This is a genomic window from Methylopila musalis, assembly GCF_042679725.1.
Taxonomy (GTDB): domain Bacteria; phylum Pseudomonadota; class Alphaproteobacteria; order Rhizobiales; family Methylopilaceae; genus Methylopila; species Methylopila musalis.
Genome location: NZ_JBHTMX010000002.1, coordinates 42,014 through 57,813 on the forward strand (window position 1 = coordinate 42,014; position 15,800 = coordinate 57,813).

At 70.0% G+C, this 15,800-nt stretch carries 17 protein-coding genes; 3 read left to right on the forward strand and 14 right to left on the reverse strand.

Translation table 11 applies throughout. The annotated features are described in order from the left end of the window. The 3 genes from malQ (at position 1) to ACFQ4O_RS00770 (ending at position 5,125) form a co-directional block, all read left to right on the forward strand. Entirely contained in the window at positions 1 to 2,082 is a 2,082-nt protein-coding gene (gene malQ, locus ACFQ4O_RS00760; RefSeq protein ID WP_378773681.1) for a 4-alpha-glucanotransferase, read from the forward strand. Then, positions 2,079 to 4,715, forward strand: a complete 2,637-nt coding sequence (gene treY, locus ACFQ4O_RS00765) for a malto-oligosyltrehalose synthase (protein ID WP_378773683.1) — start codon at positions 2,079 to 2,081, stop codon at positions 4,713 to 4,715. Before malQ ends, treY begins: the two co-directional genes overlap by 4 nt. 173 nt (positions 4,716 to 4,888) lie before the next feature. Continuing rightward, entirely contained in the window at positions 4,889 to 5,125 is a 237-nt protein-coding gene (locus tag ACFQ4O_RS00770; RefSeq protein ID WP_378773684.1) for a hypothetical protein, read from the forward strand. A gap of 170 nt (positions 5,126 to 5,295) precedes the next feature. Here the strand turns inward: ACFQ4O_RS00770 and ACFQ4O_RS00775 are convergent, their stop codons facing one another. From ACFQ4O_RS00775 to rpsH, 14 genes are all read right to left on the reverse strand, one after another. Continuing rightward, positions 5,296 to 6,609: a replication-associated recombination protein A gene (locus ACFQ4O_RS00775; protein WP_378773686.1), complete on the reverse strand. Its 1,314-nt coding sequence runs from the start codon at positions 6,607 to 6,609 to the stop codon at positions 5,296 to 5,298. 178 nt (positions 6,610 to 6,787) lie between these two features. After that, on the reverse strand, positions 6,788 to 8,197 hold the full coding sequence (locus tag ACFQ4O_RS00780) for a DegQ family serine endoprotease (protein ID WP_378773687.1): 1,410 nt from the start codon (positions 8,195 to 8,197) through the stop codon (positions 6,788 to 6,790). A gap of 131 nt (positions 8,198 to 8,328) precedes the next feature. After that, positions 8,329 to 8,751: a 50S ribosomal protein L17 gene (rplQ, locus tag ACFQ4O_RS00785; protein WP_378773688.1), complete on the reverse strand. Its 423-nt coding sequence runs from the start codon at positions 8,749 to 8,751 to the stop codon at positions 8,329 to 8,331. Positions 8,752 to 8,802: 51 nt separating this feature from the next. Continuing rightward, complete coding sequence (locus ACFQ4O_RS00790; RefSeq protein ID WP_378773689.1) at positions 8,803 to 9,876, reverse strand: DNA-directed RNA polymerase subunit alpha; 1,074 nt, start codon at positions 9,874 to 9,876, stop codon at positions 8,803 to 8,805. A gap of 63 nt (positions 9,877 to 9,939) precedes the next feature. Then, positions 9,940 to 10,329 (reverse strand): 30S ribosomal protein S11, encoded by a 390-nt coding sequence (gene rpsK, locus ACFQ4O_RS00795; RefSeq protein ID WP_020178186.1) that lies wholly within the window; start codon positions 10,327 to 10,329, stop codon positions 9,940 to 9,942. A 190-nt stretch (positions 10,330 to 10,519) separates the two neighbouring features. Continuing rightward, positions 10,520 to 10,888 carry a 30S ribosomal protein S13 gene (gene rpsM, locus ACFQ4O_RS00800; RefSeq protein WP_378773691.1) on the reverse strand — a complete coding sequence of 123 codons (369 nt, stop codon included), beginning with the start codon at positions 10,886 to 10,888 and terminating at the stop codon, positions 10,520 to 10,522. A gap of 202 nt (positions 10,889 to 11,090) precedes the next feature. Then, positions 11,091 to 11,690, reverse strand: coding sequence for an adenylate kinase (locus ACFQ4O_RS00805; RefSeq protein WP_378773692.1), 600 nt, complete (start codon positions 11,688 to 11,690; stop codon positions 11,091 to 11,093). Further along, entirely contained in the window at positions 11,687 to 13,024 is a 1,338-nt protein-coding gene (gene secY, locus ACFQ4O_RS00810) for a preprotein translocase subunit SecY (RefSeq protein WP_378773693.1), read from the reverse strand. The genes ACFQ4O_RS00805 and secY overlap by 4 nt, the downstream gene beginning before the upstream one ends. A gap of 105 nt (positions 13,025 to 13,129) precedes the next feature. Further along, positions 13,130 to 13,615, reverse strand: coding sequence for a 50S ribosomal protein L15 (rplO, locus tag ACFQ4O_RS00815; protein WP_378773695.1), 486 nt, complete (start codon positions 13,613 to 13,615; stop codon positions 13,130 to 13,132). Continuing rightward, the gene (gene rpmD / locus ACFQ4O_RS00820) at positions 13,615 to 13,833 is read right to left on the reverse strand and encodes a 50S ribosomal protein L30 (protein WP_271204116.1); all 219 of its coding nucleotides are present in this window, start codon (positions 13,831 to 13,833) and stop codon (positions 13,615 to 13,617) included. Before rpmD ends, rplO begins: the two co-directional genes overlap by 1 nt. Positions 13,834 to 13,856: 23 nt before the next feature. Then, complete coding sequence (gene rpsE / locus ACFQ4O_RS00825) at positions 13,857 to 14,426, reverse strand: 30S ribosomal protein S5 (protein WP_271204115.1); 570 nt, start codon at positions 14,424 to 14,426, stop codon at positions 13,857 to 13,859. Between the two features lie 27 nt (positions 14,427 to 14,453). Beyond that, entirely contained in the window at positions 14,454 to 14,813 is a 360-nt protein-coding gene (rplR, locus tag ACFQ4O_RS00830; protein ID WP_378773697.1) for a 50S ribosomal protein L18, read from the reverse strand. Between the two features lie 12 nt (positions 14,814 to 14,825). Further along, complete coding sequence (rplF, locus tag ACFQ4O_RS00835; protein WP_378773698.1) at positions 14,826 to 15,359, reverse strand: 50S ribosomal protein L6; 534 nt, start codon at positions 15,357 to 15,359, stop codon at positions 14,826 to 14,828. 41 nt (positions 15,360 to 15,400) lie between these two features. Further along, the gene (gene rpsH / locus ACFQ4O_RS00840) at positions 15,401 to 15,799 is read right to left on the reverse strand and encodes a 30S ribosomal protein S8 (protein WP_378773699.1); all 399 of its coding nucleotides are present in this window, start codon (positions 15,797 to 15,799) and stop codon (positions 15,401 to 15,403) included. Position 15,800 lies beyond the last annotated feature (1 nt).

The window sequence follows — 15,800 nt, forward strand, 5'->3', positions numbered from 1 at the left end:
TTGGACCACGACGACGCCGTCATCGCCCTCGCCCGCCGCGCGGGGCTGTCGCCGGAATGGCGCGACCAGTGGGGCCGCACCCACGCGGTCGAGGCCGATACGCTGCGGCGCATCCTGAAGGCGCTCGGCCTCGGCTGCGACACGCTCGCGGAGGCGAAGGAGGCCCACGACCGGGTGGACGCGGACGGCGCGGCGCCGACGCCTATGGTCACGGCGACGGTTGGCGAGGCCTTCACCCTGCGCGCCGCCCCCGGCCGCGCCCGCCTGCGGCGTGAGGACGGCGCGGATTTCGATGTGACGCTGGAGGAGGCCGGACCGGGGCTTGCCCGCATGCGCGCCATTCTGGAGCCAGGCTACCATCTGCTGGAGACGGCGGAGGCCGAGATCGTGGTTGCGGTCGCCCCGCGCTCCGGCCTCGGCATCGGCGACGTGGCCGGCGGCTCCCGTCTCTGGGGCCTCGCGGCGCAGGTCTACGGCCTCACCCGCGCGGGCGACGGCGGCATCGGCGATTTCGGCGGCGTGGCGCAGCTCGCCAACGCCGCCGGCCGGGCCGGCGCGGACGCGCTCGCTCTGTCGCCGCTCCATGCGGGCTTCACCGCCGACCCGCACCATTTCGGCCCCTACTCGCCGTCGAGCCGGCTGTTTCTGAACCCGCTCCACGCCGATCCGGACTTCGTGTTCGGCGAGGAGCGCTCGGCCGCCGCGGCCGAAGCGGCCGGCGTCGCGACCGCCCGCGCCCTGCACGAGCGGGCCGCGCTGATCGATTGGCCGGAGGCGGCCGCCGCGAAGCTCGCCACCTTCCGCGCGCTCTATGACGGCTTCCGCGCCTTTGACCTCCCGGAGGCCTCGAGCCGGCTCGCGCTCGATTTCGCCGCCTTCCGCGCCGACGGCGGCGCGCTGCTGGAGGAGCACGCCCGGTTCGAGACGGTGCACGGCGCGCGCTTCCGCGCCGACGCCTCCCAATGGAGCTGGCGCGACTGGCCGGCGCCGTTCCGCGATCCGGCGAGCGCCGAGGTCGACGCCTTCGCCGCCGCGCATGCGGACGAGGTGACGTTCCACGTGTTCCTGCAATGGCTCGCGGCGCGCTCCTTCGCGGCGGCTCAAGGTGCGGCGAAGGACGCCGGTATGGCGATCGGCCTGATCTCCGATCTCGCGGTCGGCATGGACCCCGGCGGCAGCCACGCCTGGGGTCGCCAGCGGGACGTGCTGGTCGGCCTGTCGGTCGGCTGCCCGCCGGACCTGTTCAACGCCGACGGCCAGTCCTGGGGCCTCGCCACCTTCTCGCCCATGGCGCTCAAGGCCGGCGGCTTCGCGCCCTATCTCGCGACCCTGCGCGCCTCCATGCGCTACGCCGGCGGCGTGCGCATCGACCACGCCATGGGCCTGACGCGGCTGTGGCTCTCGCCCGAGGGCGAGACTGCGGCGCACGGCGCCTATCTCGCCTATCCGGTCGAGGACATGATGCGGCTGCTGGCGCTGGAGTCGGTGCGCAACGCCGCCGTCGTGGTGGGCGAAGACCTCGGCACCGTGCCGGAAGGGTTCCGGGAGCGGCTCGCCGCGGCCGGCGTCGCCGGCATGCGCGTGCTGCGCTTCGAGCGCGACGCGGAGCGCTTCTATCCCCCGGACTATTACCCCGCCGATGCGCTGGCCATGACCGCGACCCACGACCTGCCCACCACCGCCGGCTGGTGGAGCGGCGCGGATATCGACCTGCGCGGCGAGGCCTTCGGCGCGCCCATTGGCGAGGACGCCGCGCGCGAGCAGGTGGAGCGCGCCGACGATCGCGAGCGCATCTGGGGCGCCTTCGTCACCGCGGGCGTGGCCGACGGCCCCTCGCCCGCCCCGGACGACACCGACCCGGCGGTGGACGCCGCCGTGCGCTTCCTCGCCGCCACGCCCTCGAAACTGGCGCTGCTGCCGCTCGAGGACGCGCTCGGCCAGCTGGAGCAGCCGAATCTTCCCGGCACCACCACCGAGCACCCGAACTGGCGCCGACGCCTGCCCGAACCCGCCCCCGACGCCCTGGCGAAGCCCTCCCCCGCGGCCCGCCTCGACGCGCTGAACCGGAGACGCAGCTCTTGACCGACGCCCCGACGCCCGCCAGCCCCCCGCGGGCGACGATGCGCCTGCAGTTCCACAAGGACTTCCCCTTCGCCGACGCCATTCCGCTGGTCGGCTATCTCAAGCGGCTCGGGATCAGCCATCTCTACTCCTCCCCGATCCTGACCGCCCGCGCCGGCTCCATGCACGGCTACGACGTGGTCGACCCGACCGCGGTCAACCCCGAGCTTGGCGGCGAGGACGGCCTGCGCGCGCTGGTCGCGGCGCTGCGCGCCGAGGGGCTCGGCCTGATCGTGGACATCGTGCCGAACCACATGGCGGTCGGCTCCGACAACGCCTGGTGGCAGGACATGCTGGCCCACGGCCGGGGCAGCCGCTTCGCCCATTTCTTCGACATCGACTGGGAGCCCGCAGACCCCGCGCTGAAGGACAAGATCCTGCTGCCCTCGCTCGGCGAGACTTATGGCGAGGCGCTGCGCGGCGGCGCGCTTGAGATCACCCGCGACGGCAAGCGCGGCGCGCTCACCCTGCGCTACCACGACAACCTGTTCCCGCTGCGCCCCGAAGACCGCTACGAGATCGAGGGTCTCGGGCTCGAGGCCTACGACACGGCGACCGACGAGGGCCGTGAGCGGCTGCACGCGCTGCTGGAGCGCCAGAACTGGCGGCTCGCGCACTGGCTGGTGGCCGGCGACGAGATCAACTGGCGCCGCTTCTTCGACGTGAACGAGCTCGCGGGCCTGCGCATGGCCGACCCGGCCGTGTTCGAGGCGACCCACGAGCTGCTGCTGAAGCTCTATGGCGAGGGCCTGATCGACGGCTTCCGCATCGACCATGTGGACGGGCTTATGGACCCCGGCGGCTACTGCCGGCGGCTGCGCGAGCATCTCGACGCCGCCCAGGGCGAGCGCCCCGGCGCCCTCAAGGACCAGCGCGCCTATCTGGTGGTGGAGAAGATCCTCGGTCCCGGCGAGGAGCTGTCCCGCGACTGGGCCGCGGACGGCGCCAGCGGCTACGACTTCATGGACGACGTCAGCGCGCTGCTGCACGCGCCCGCCGGCGAGCCGCTGCTCGGCGCGTTCTGGGCCGAGCTGAGTGGCCGGCCGGAGGACTTCCACGCGGAGGAGGAGATCGCCCGCCGGGAGATCCTCGACCGCTCGTTCTCCGCCCAGCTCGATCAGGCGGCGCAGGCGCTGCATCAGGTGGCGCGGCTCGACTACGACACCCGCGACACCTCCCGCGCCGCCATCCGCCGCGCGCTGGTGGAGCTGCTGGCGCATTTCCCGGCCTATCGCACCTACGCCAACGCGGCGGAGGGCCGGGGCGAGGCCGACGCGGCGCTGTTCGGCCGGGCGCTCGCCAAGGCGCGAGAGAGCATCCTGCCCGCCGATGTCGCAGTGCTGGATCTGCTCGACGGCTGGCTCGGCGGCGACGCCGACGCGCCCGAGAGCGAGCGCCTGCTGCGCGACAAGGCGATCCGCCGCTTCCAGCAGCTGTCCGCCCCGGTCGCCGCCAAGGCGGTGGAGGACACCGCCTTCTACCGCCACGGCAAGCTGACCTCGCGCACCGACGTGGGCTTCGACGTCGCCACTTTCTCCATGGACGTGGAGCGCTTCCATGCCAAGACCACGGCGCGGGGCGAGGCGTTCCCCGCCGCCATGCTCACCACCTCGACTCACGACCACAAGCGCGGCGAGGACGTGCGCGCCCGGCTCGCGGTCTTGAGCGAAATCCCCGACGACTGGATCGCCGCCGTCACCCGCTGGCGGGAGCTGGCCGCGCCGTTGCGCGCGGAGGCCGCGCCCTCCCCCGGCGACGAGGCCATCCTTTACCAGACACTGGTGGGGGCCTGGCCGCACGACCTGTCCCCCGACGACGCGGAAGGCTGCAAGGTTTACGCCGAACGCCTCGCCGGCTGGCAGGAGAAGGCGCTGCGCGAGGCCAAGCTCGCCACCGACTGGAGCGCGCCGAACGAGCCTTACGAGGAGGCCGCGCGCGCTCTGCTGAACGGCGTCCTCACCGGCGCCGACGCCACGCTCCGGCGCGAGATCGCCGCCTTCGCCGACCGGATCGGCCCGGCGGGCGCGGCCAACGGCCTGCTGCAGATGCTGCTGAAGCTCACCGTTCCCGGCGTGCCGGACACCTATCAGGGCACCGAGTTCTGGGACCTGACGCTGGTGGACCCCGACAACCGGCGCCCCGTGGACTACGCCGCCCGCGCCGCCGCGCTGGAGCGCCGCGAGACCGTGGCGCAGGCGGCCGACCATTGGCGGGACGGCGCGGTGAAGCAGGCGCTGGCCGCCGCGGCCCTCGACGCGCGCCGCGCCCGTCCGGATCTGTTCGCGCTGGGCGCCTACACGCCACTCGCCGTCGAGGGGCCACTTGAGGGCGATGTCATCGCCTTCGCCCGCGAGCACGGCGACGACGCGGCGGTGGTGATCGGGCTGCGCTGCGTCGCCGATCGGCTTCAGCCGGCCCCCTCGCTCGCGCTTGATCGCGCGAATCTCGACGGGACGACCGTGTCGATTCCGCCTCACCTGACGTCGAAGAGCTGGCGAAACCGCATGACCGGCATGCCCGTGACGCTGGCGCGATCGACGGAAATCGCTGATGCGCTTGAGCTTTCCGTCGTCCTGCTCACCAGCTTCGACTGAGGTCGCGCGCCGTTAGGATTATGTCAATTCTCACCCAACGTGGTTCAATCGGATCGTCGCTCGTTTAAAAGGCGACCGGAGCCGGGGGGCTCCGAACTCGCCTGTGCGCCTGCACGTTTCATTTTCGAAAACGTGGGCCACGGGTTGCGACCGACGATCTCGGGGTGCTGCGCATGACCGGAAAGCTTGCTCTGTCCGTTTCGGAACACGAGGCGGACCTTCTTACCCAGGCGCTCGACGTCTACGCTGCGACGCTGATGTGCGCGCCGCTCGGGCTCGGGCTCGACCTGCTCGTGACGGTGCGCGACCTGCGCGCGCGGGTGGAGAGCTCCGTCGACCGCCACCACGCCACCCAGGACGCCGGCCTGGAACACGGCGGCAACGTGGTGGCCTTCGCGCGCGGCGCCTGACGCGCGCGAGCCGTCGCAACCCGCGTCACCGTCATGCCCGAGCCTGTCTCGGGCATCCACGACTGGACCGCACAAGCCTCCGCCCGGCAGGCCACCTTCAAGCGCCCGACCGCGCGACATGGACGGACGAAGCGTCGCCACTCCCTGAACCGCGCAAAACCTGCCCGCGCTCAGTCCTCGCCGGCCCGCTCCGCCCGCAGCCTGTTCCAGTAGTCGAGCCGCTTGCGCAACTCGCGCTCGAAGCCTCGCTCCGGCGGGTCGTAGAACCGCCGCCGCCGCATGGCCTCGGGGAAGTAATCCTGCCCCGAAAACGCGTCCGGCGCGTCGTGGTCATAGGCGTAGCCCGAGCCGTAGCCTTCCGACTTCATCAGCTTGGTCGGCGCGTTGAGGATGTGCTTCGGCGGCAGCAGCGAGCCGTGCTCCTTCGCCGCCGCGCGCGCCTGCTTATAGGCCACGTAGACCGCGTTGGACTTGGGCGCGGTCGCGAGATGGACCACGCATTCGGCGAGCGCCAGTTCGCCCTCCGGCGAGCCCAGTTGCTCATAGGCGTCGCGGGCGGCGATCGCGAGCGTCAGCGCCTGCGGATCGGCGAGACCGATGTCCTCGGAGGCCATGCGGATCAGCCGCCGCGCCAGGAACAGCGGGTCCTCGCCGCCGTCCAGCATGCGCGCGAACCAGTAGAGCGCCGCGTCCGGGTCCGAGCCGCGCACCGACTTGTGCAGCGCGGAGATCAGGTTGTAGTGGCCGTCCGCCGACTTGTCGTAGATCGGCGCCCGGCGCTGCACCACGTCCTGCGCGCGGGCGGCGTCGAACACCTCTCCCGGCCGGGCGGCGCGCCACAGCTCCTCGGCGAGCGTCAGCGCCGCGCGGCCGTCGCCGTCCGCCATGCGGATCAGCGCCAGCCGCGCTTCCTCGTCCAGCGGCAGCGGCCGGGCCTCGATCGCCTCGGCCCGGTCCAGCAGCCGGCCGATCGCCTCCGCGTCCAGCGAGCGGAACACCAGCACCCGGGAGCGGGACAGCAGCGCGGCGTTCAGCGCGAAGGACGGGTTCTCGGTGGTGGCGCCCACCAGCGTCACCGTGCCGTCCTCCATCACCGGGAGGAAGCTGTCCTGCTGGGCGCGGTTGAACCGGTGGATCTCGTCCACGAACAGGAGCGTGCCACGCCCCATGGCGCGGCGGCCGCGCGCGGCGTCGAACGCTTTCTTCAGGTCCGCGACGCCGGAGAAGATCGCCGAGATCGGCTCGAAGGCGAGATCGGTCGCCTTGGCGAGCAGCCGGCCCACGGTGGTCTTGCCGGTGCCGGGCGGCCCCCAAAAGATCAGGCTGCCGACCGAGCCCGCCGCCACGAGGCGCCCGAGCGCGCCGTCGGGGCCGAGCAGATGGTCCTGCCCGATCACCTCGTCCAGCGCCTGCGGCCGCAGCCGATCAGCGAGCGGCCTCGGCGCCTCGCGTTCGAGCCCCGCCGCCTCGAACAGATTGGTCATGACGCTTGCGATCTCCGTCCGCGAACCGGTGTCTTACACCCCGTCTGGTGTCTGGGAAAATGCGCGGTCCAAACACCCGTCATGCCCGAGCGGCGCACGGGCATCCACGATTTTTAGCGGTTCGAACACCAGCGAGCGCGTCCACCCGTCCACGACCCAGACGGCGACCGAACGGGCCTCAACCCCCGAACACGGTGGTGAAGGTGCGTCCGCCCCGTTCGATCGTCACCTTCCAGTAGCGCGGGCTGGCGCGGGCGACCCGGGCGAGATCGGCCGAGTTTGCAACCTTGGCGTCGTTCACCTCGCGCACCACGTCGCCCTTCTGGAAGCCGAGCTGCTGGGCGGGCGATCCGTCCTCGGCCTCCAGCACCACGACGCCCCGCGCCGCGCCGTCCATGGACAGTTCCTCCGCCAGCGCCGGCGACAGGTTGGCGACCGATGCGCCGCCGAAGGGCGAGTAGCCCGCGATGCGGCGCACGTCACGCGCGGGCGTCTCGGGCGCCGCCTGCAGCGCAACTTTCACAACGCGCTCCCGTCCGTCGCGGGCGGCCGTCACCTCCGCCAGACCGCCGAGCGGCCGTGTGGCGAAGCGGTAGTGAAAACTCTCCACGTCGTCGACCGGCCGGCCGTCGACCGCCACGATCAGGTCGCCGGCCTTCAGCCCCGCGGCCGCCGCCGGCGAGCCCTCCGAGACATTGGCGATCAACGCGCCGCCGGGATGCTTCAGGCCGAGGCTGTCGGCGATCTCCGGCGTCACCGGCTGCAGCGAAGCGCCGAACCACGGCCGCGTCACCGCCTTGGCGCCCGAGCGGGCCGAGGCCAGCACCACGCGCACCATGTTGGCGGGAATCGCGAAGCCGATGCCGACCGACCCGCCGGACTGGGAGAAGATCGCCGTGTTGATGCCGACAAGCCTGCCGTCGAGGTCCACCAGCGCGCCGCCGGAGTTGCCGGGATTGATGGCCGCGTCGGTCTGGATGAAGGACTGGTAGTCGCTGACGCCGACCTGCGTGCGCGCGACCGCCGACACGATGCCCGACGTCACCGTCTGGCCGACGCCGAACGGGTTGCCGACCGCGAGCACCAGATCGCCCACCATCAGCGCATCCGAGTCCGCGAAGCCGAGCGTCGGGAACTTCTCGGCCCCGTCGCCGATCTTGAGCACGGCGAGATCGGTGCGCGGATCCTTGATCAGGATTTTCGCCTCGAACTCCCGCTTGTCGGAGAGCGCCACCTTCACCTCCGTCATGCCCTCAATGACGTGGTTGTTGGTGACGACGAGCCCATCCTCGCCGACGATGGCGCCGGAGCCGAGCGAGCGCTGCACCCGCTCGCGGCCCGGCCCCCTGCCCTCGCCGAAAAACTGCCGGAAGAACGGGTCGTCCAGAAAGGCCGAGCGGCGGCGCTCGGTGCGGGTGGCGTAGATGTTCACCACCGCCGGCGTCACCCGCCGCACCACGGGCGCGAAGGACAGCTTCATTTCCGCGGCGCTGTCCGGCGGCCGTCGCTCCTCGGCGCGCGAAGGCCCCAGCGGCGCGATCAGGGCGATGGTCAGTGCGACGGCTGCGGCGACGCGGCCAGGCTTCATGGCGAACTCCCGTCTCAAGGCGACGAATCGCCCAAGACATAGCGCGCCGCGCGCGGCGGAAGGACGGCGCGAAACGAAAAAAGCGGCCGTCGCCGGCCGCTTTCCTCAGTGCTATCAGACGCGCGCGCGGATCAGGCCGCGGCGCTCTCCTCGGCGTCGGCGCGGGCGCGGTCGCCGGCACCCTTGGCGCTGACGTCGCGGTCCACGAACTCGATGACCGCGACCGGGGCGTTATCGCCGTGGCGGAAGCCGGCCTTCAGAATGCGCAGGTAGCCGCCGTTGCGCTCCGCGTAACGCGGGCCGATGGCGCTGAACAGCTTCTGCACCGTCGGGACGTGGCGCAGCTCGGCGATGGCCTGGCGGCGGGCGTGCAGGTCGCCGCGCTTGGCGAGAGTCACCAGCTTCTCGACCACAGGACGCAGGTCCTTGGCCTTGGGCAGGGTGGTGACGATCTGCTCGTGCTCGATGAGCGAGATCGCGAGATTGGCGAACATCGCCTTGCGGTGGCTCTGCAGCCGGTTGAAGCGGCGTCCCCGCTTGCCGTGCATGGACATGGTTTAGTCTCCTTCAGGCCCGCGCCCCGAAAGGCGGACGAGGCCGAACCCTCAGTAGTGTTCTTCGAAACGCTTGGCGAGCTCGTCGATGTTGTCCGGCGGCCAGCCGCCGACTTCCATCCCGAGGTGAAGGCCCATCTGCGCGAGGACCTCCTTGATCTCGTTCAGCGACTTGCGACCAAAGTTCGGCGTGCGCAGCATCTCCGCCTCGGTCTTCTGGATCAGGTCGCCGATGTAGACGATGTTGTCGTTCTTCAGGCAGTTGGCCGAACGGACGGACAGCTCCAGCTCGTCCACCTTCTTGAGCAGCGCCGGGTTGAAGGCGAGCTCCGGGATGGCGGCCTGGGCGGTCTCCTTCTTCGGCTCCTCGAAGTTGACGAACACCTCGAGCTGATCCTGCAGGATGCGGGCGGCGTAGGCCACCGCGTCGTCCGGCGTGATCGAGCCGTTGGTCTCGACGGTCAGCGTCAGCTTGTCGTAGTCGAGGATCTGGCCCTCACGGGTGTTCTCGACCCGGTAGGAGACCTTCTTGACCGGCGAATACAGGCTGTCGACCGGGATGAGCCCGATCGGCGCGTCCTCGGGGCGGTTGCGGTCCGCCGGGACGTAGCCCTTGCCGGTGTCGACGGTGAACTCCATGCGGATCTCCGCGCCCTCGTCGAGGGTGCAGAGCGCCAGTTCGGGGTTCAGCACCTGAACGTCGCCCACCACCTGGATGTCGCCCGCGACCACCTGGCCGGGGCCCTGCTTGCGCAGCACCATCCGCTTCGGGCCTTCGCCCTGCATCTTGATGGCGACGTCCTTGATGTTGAGGACGATGTCGGTCACGTCCTCACGCACGCCCGGGATGGACGAGAACTCGTGCAGCACGCCGTCGATGTGCACCGAGGTCACGGCCGCGCCCTGGAGCGAGGACAGCAGAATGCGGCGCAGCGCGTTGCCGAGCGTCAGACCGAAGCCGCGCTCCAGCGGCTCGGCGACCATGGTCGCGATGCGCTTTCCGTCGCCGCTCGCGGCGACCTCAAGCTTGTTCGGCTTGATCAGATCTTGCCAGTTCTTCTGGATCACGACTGCACCCTTCGTCAGTCTGCCGCGGGGTCCGCTCTCCCCGCGGGGGCGCGCCATCGAGGCGCGGCCCGAAACGAACATGCGCCCCGACGATGCCGGGGCGCAGGCGACGAGAACGCGTCAGACGCGCCGGCGCTTCCGCGGCCGGCAGCCGTTGTGCGGGATCGGCGTCACGTCGCGGATCGAGGTCACCATGAAACCGGCGGCCTGCAGCGCGCGCAGCGCCGACTCACGACCCGAACCGGGGCCGCGCACTTCGACCTCGAGGGTGCGCATGCCGTGCTCGGCGGCCTTCTTGGCGGCGTCTTCGGCGGCGACCTGCGCGGCGTAGGGGGTCGACTTGCGCGAGCCCTTGAAGCCCTGCGCGCCGGCCGACGACCAGGACACGGTGTTGCCCTGCGCGTCGGTGATGGTGATCATGGTGTTGTTGAACGTGGCGTTCACATGCGCGACGCCGGACGCGATGTTCTTGCGTTCGCGACGGCGAATGCGCTGGGCTTCCTTGGCCATGTGGCTTTGCATCCTTCAGGCGCGCCCGTTCTGCCAGGCGCTCGGGAGATATTCGTCATCCCGGCCGGCGCGACGCCAGACCGGGATACCTGCGAAACCGTCACGCCCGGACGCCAGGGTCCGGGCGATAGTCAGAACCGCCCTCGAGCGAGAGCGGACGCCGGGCCGCCCGAAGGGGCCCGGCTCAAAATCACTTCTTCTTGCCGGCGATCGCCTTCGGCTTGCCCTTGCGGGTGCGCGCGTTGGTGTGCGTGCGCTGGCCGTGGACCGGCAGGCCGCGGCGATGGCGCAGGCCGCGGTAGCAGCCGAGGTCCATCAGGCGCTTGATGTTCATCGCCACGTCGCGGCGCAGATCGCCTTCGACCAGATAGTCGCGGTCGATGGTCTCGCGGATCTGGATCACCTCGGCGTCGGTCAGCTGGTTGACGCGACGCTCGGCCGGGATCGACACCTTGGTGCAGATCTCCTCGGCCTTCTTGGCGCCGATGCCGTGAATGTACTGAAGCGCGATGACGACGCGCTTGTTGGTCGGAATGTTTACGCCGGCGATACGGGCCACGTTCATGTCTCCATATGTCCGGACAATGCCGGAGAGAGGTCAGCGCGCGTCCAGTGGAGGCCGGCCCTTGCGCGGGGATCGAAACAGACACGCGGAGCGGGCGTGAAAACGCCTCGCTCCGCGGCTCGTTCTCAGTGAGGGGTTGCGCGTAGCGCGCGGGGCGCAACGCGTCAAGTGTTTTTTAGCGATCGATCCGGACCGGTCAGGCCGCCTGGGCGCCGACACGGGACAGAATATCGTCGATCGCGCCGGTGACCTGCTCGATCGGGGCCATGCCGTCCACGACCGCGAACAGGCCGCGCTCGGAGTAGAACGGCTTGAGCTGCGCGGTCACCGCCTTGTAGTCGGCGATGCGCTTGCGCACCACGTCCGGGGCGTCGTCGCTGCGGGTCGGCTTGCCGGCGGCCGCGGCCTCGCGGGCCCGACGCTCCACGCGCTCCACCAGAGCGTTCTCGTCAACCGAAAGCTCGATCACCGAATCGAGCTTGAGGCCCTTCTGCTCCAGCATCGCCTCAAGCGCTTCGGCCTGGGCCAGCGTGCGCGGGAACCCGTCGAGGATGAAGCCGCTGCGGGCGTCCGGCTCTTCGATGCGGTCGGCCACGATCTGGACCACCACCGCGTCCGGCACCAGCTCGCCGCGCGCCATCAGATCCTTGGCCTTGAGGCCGACCGGCGTGCCAGCGGCGACCGCCGCCCGGAGCATGTCGCCCGTCGAGAGCTGGACGATGCCATGCGCCTCCACCAGACGCTCCGACTGGGTACCTTTTCCGGCGCCGGGCGGTCCGAGCAGGATCAGTCTCATCGACGCTTCCCCCTGAGCTTGGCCTTCTTGATGAGGCCCTCATACTGCGCGGCGTAGAGGTGCCCCTGAACCTGCGCGACCGTGTCCATGGTGACCGAAACCACGATCAGAAGCGAGGTGCCGCCGAAGTAGAACGGCACGGCCGCGTAGGAGATCAGGATTTCGGGCAGGAGACAGACCAGCGCCATGTAGGCCGCGCCGACCACCGTGATGCGGGTCAGCACGTAATCGATGTATTCCGCGGTGCGCTCGCCCGGGCGGATGCCGGGGATGAAGCCGCCGTACTTCTTCAGGTTGTCCGCGGTCTCGGTCGGATTGAACACGATCGCGGTGTAGAAGAAGCAGAAGAACACGATCAGCGCCACATAGAGCACCATGTACAGCGGCCGGCCATGGGCCAGGTGCGTGGTGATCGCGGACAGCCAGCCGGCCCCCGCGCCCTGCGCGGAGAAGTTGGCGATCGTGGTCGGCAGCAGCAGCAGCGACGAGGCGAAGATCGGCGGGATCACGCCGGCGGTGTTCAGCTTCAGCGGCAGATGGGAGCTCTCGCCGCCCGTCATGCGGTTCTGGGACACTTGGCGCTTCGGATACTGGATCAGCAGCCGGCGCTGGGCGCGCTCCATGTAGACGATGAAGGCGATGACCGCGACGGCCATCACGGCGACGCCGAGGATGATGGCGCTGGAGAGCGCGCCGGTGCGGCTCAGCTCCAGCGTGCCGGCGACGGCGGCGGGAAGCTCCGCCACGATGCCGGCGAAGATGATCAGCGAGATGCCGTTGCCGATGCCGCGGGCGGTGATCTGCTCGCCCAGCCACATCAGGAACATGGTGCCGCCGGTCAGCGTGATCACCGTGGCGATGCGGAAGAACAGGCCCGGATCGACCACGACGTTGGCCTGGCCTTCGAGGCCGACCGCGATGCCGTAGGCCTGCACCACCGCCAGCAGCACCGTGCCGTAGCGGGTGTACTGGTTGATGATCTTGCGGCCCTGCTCGCCCTCCTTCTTGAGGGCCTCAAGGTGCGGCGAGACCGTGGTCATCAGCTGCACGATGATGGAGGCCGAGATGTAGGGCATGATGGCGAGCGCGAAGATCGCCATGCGGCCGACCGCGCCGCCCGAGAACATGTTGAACAGGCCGATGATGCCGGTCTGCTGCTGCTGGAACACCTGGGCCAGCGCCGCAGGGTTGATGCCCGGCAGCGGGATGTAGGTTCCGAGCCGGTAGATCAGCAGCGCGCCGAGCGTGAACCAGATGCGCTTCTTGAGCTCGTCCGCCTTCGAAAAGGCGGAGAAATTAAGGTTCGCAGCAAGCTGCTCGGCCGCCGACGCCATCGATCGCCTCGTCTGTTGGTCTGGCTATACGCCAAGACCCGCGCGGACGGCGCCCCACGATAGTAGGGCCCGTCCGCGCGGGGGAGCAATCCTCAGATAAGGATGTCAGGCCGCGTCCGCATCCGCCTTGGGAGCGAGCAGCGTCACCTTGCCGCCGAGCTTCTCGATCACGTCCGCGACCGACTTGGAGACCGCGTAGACCTCCAGGTCGAGCTTGGTGGTGAGCTCGCCGCGGCCGAGAACCTTCACGCCGTCCTTCTTCTTGGACAGCACGCCGGCCTCGATCAGGGCCTGCTCGGTCACCGGCTTGCCGGCGTCGAGCTTGCCCGCCTCCACCGCCTGCTGCAGGCGGCCGAGGTTGACCTCGTTGAGGTTGGTCGAGAACAGATTGTGGAAGCCGCGCTTGGGCAGGCGACGGTAGAGCGGCATCTGGCCGCCCTCGAACGCCTTGATCGCGACGCCGGTGCGGGACTTCTGACCCTTCACGCCGCGTCCGCCGGTCTTGCCCTTGCCGGAGCCGATGCCGCGTCCGACGCGGATCCGGTCCTTGGTGGCGCCGGGATTGTCCCGGAGATCGTTAAGCTTGACCATCACTTCCCTCCCGCGGAGGCGTCTTCGACGCGCACGAGATGCGCGACCTTCGCGATCATGCCACGAACGGAGGCGGTGTCCTCCAGCGTGCGGCGCTTGCCGATGCGGCCAAGCCCGAGGCCGACCAGCGTGGCGTGCTGGTCCGCCGGACGGCGGGTGGACGAGCCGGTCTGCACCACCGTCACGCTGCCGGATGTCTTCTGAGCGGCGTCTGCCATGGTAGAGCTCCTCTGTCCTGCCGTCAGCCTTCGGCCACGGCGTCCGCGTCGACGTCGCGACGGCGGGACTGCAGCGTGGAGACCTTGAGGCCGCGGCGCGCCGCGACCGAACGCGGGCTGTCCTCGTGCTTCAGGGCGTCGAAGGTGGCGCGAACCATGTTGTAGGGGTTCGACGAGCCGAGCGACTTGGCGACCACGTCATGCACGCCGAGCGTCTCGAACACCGCGCGCATCGGGCCGCCGGCGATGATGCCGGTGCCCGCCGGGGCGGCGCGCAGCACGACGCGGCCGGCGCCGTGGCGGCCGTCGACGTCGTGATGCAGGGTGCGGCCCTCGCGCAGCGGAACGCGGATCAGACCGCGCTTCGCCGACTCGGTGGCCTTGCGGATCGCCTCCGGCACTTCACGGGCCTTGCCGTGACCGTAACCGACGCGGCCCTTCTGGTCGCCCACGACGACGAGAGCGGCGAAGCCGAAACGACGGCCGCCCTTCACCACCTTGGCGACGCGGTTGATGTGAACGAGCTTGTCGACGAACTCGCTGTCGCGTTCCTCGCGATCGTTCCTGCGGTTGTCTCGGGGCTCACGAGCCATATCGAATATCCTCCAGCCGAGCGGGCGTCAGAAGTTGAGCCCGCCCTCGCGGGCGGCCTCGGCCAGGGCCTTGACCCGACCGTGATAGATGTAGGCGCCGCGGTCGAACACGACGTCCTTGACGCCGGCCGCCGTGGCGCGCTCGGCCACCAGCTTGCCGACCGCGGTCGCGGCCTCAACGTCGGCGCCGGTGCGCTCGCCGCGCAGGCCCTTGTCGAGGGTCGACGCCGCAGCCAGCGTGACGCCCTTGGCGTCGTCGATGATCTGGGCGTAGATGTGCTTGGAGGACCGGAACACCGACAGACGCGGACGACCGTTGGCGGCCGCGAGAAGGCTCCGGCGGACACGCGCCTTGCGGCGCGCTTCAGACGCGAGATTTTTCGCCATGGTTCCGGGCCCTTACTTCTTCTTCCCTTCCTTGCGGAAGATGAACTCGTTGGCGTACTTGACGCCCTTGCCCTTGTAGGGCTCGGGGCCGCGGAACTCGCGGATCTCGGCCGCGACCTGACCCACGCGCTGCTTGTCGATGCCCGAGACCAGGATCTCGGTCGGCTTGGCGCACTTGATCTCGATCCCCTCGGGGATCGGGTACTTCACGTCGTGGCTGTAGCCGAGGGCGAGGACCAGGTCCTTGCCCTGCACCGCCGCGCGGTAACCCACGCCGCTGATCTCAAGCTTCTTCTCGAAGCCCTTGGTGACGCCCTCGACGAGGTTCGACACCATGGTGCGCGACATGCCCCACTTGGAGCGGGCGCCCTTGCTCTCGGTGCGCGGCTGAACCGTCACCTTGCCGTCGTTGAACTCGACGACGACTTCGTCGTGAACCCGGAAGGCGAGCTCGCCCTTGGGTCCCTTCACCTTGACGTCCTGGCCGTTGACCGTCGCGGTCACGCCCGACGGCACGTCGACCGGCTTCTTGCCGATGCGCGACATAATCGCTCTCCGTTATCCGTTGGGAAAGAACCTCGACCGCGTCAGAAGACGCGGCAGAGGATCTCCCCGCCCACGTTGTTGTCGCGGGCGTCGTGATCCGCCATCACGCCCTTCGGCGTGGAGAGGATCGAGATGCCGAGGCCGTTGGCCACGCGCGGAAGGTTCTTCACCGAGGCGTACACACGACGGCCCGGCTTCGACACGCGCTGGATCTCACGGATGACCGGAGCGCCGTCATAGTACTTGAGCTCGATTTCGAACTCGGTGCGGCCGTTGGCCAGCTCCGTCTGCGTGTAGCCGCGGATGTAGCCTTCCGCCGCCAGAACGTCGAGAACGTGCTGGCGCAGGCGCGAGCCGGGCGTCGACACGGAGGACTTGTTCCGCATGTGCGCGTTGCGGATGCGCGTCAGCATATCGCCGAGGGGATCGATCAGAGACATG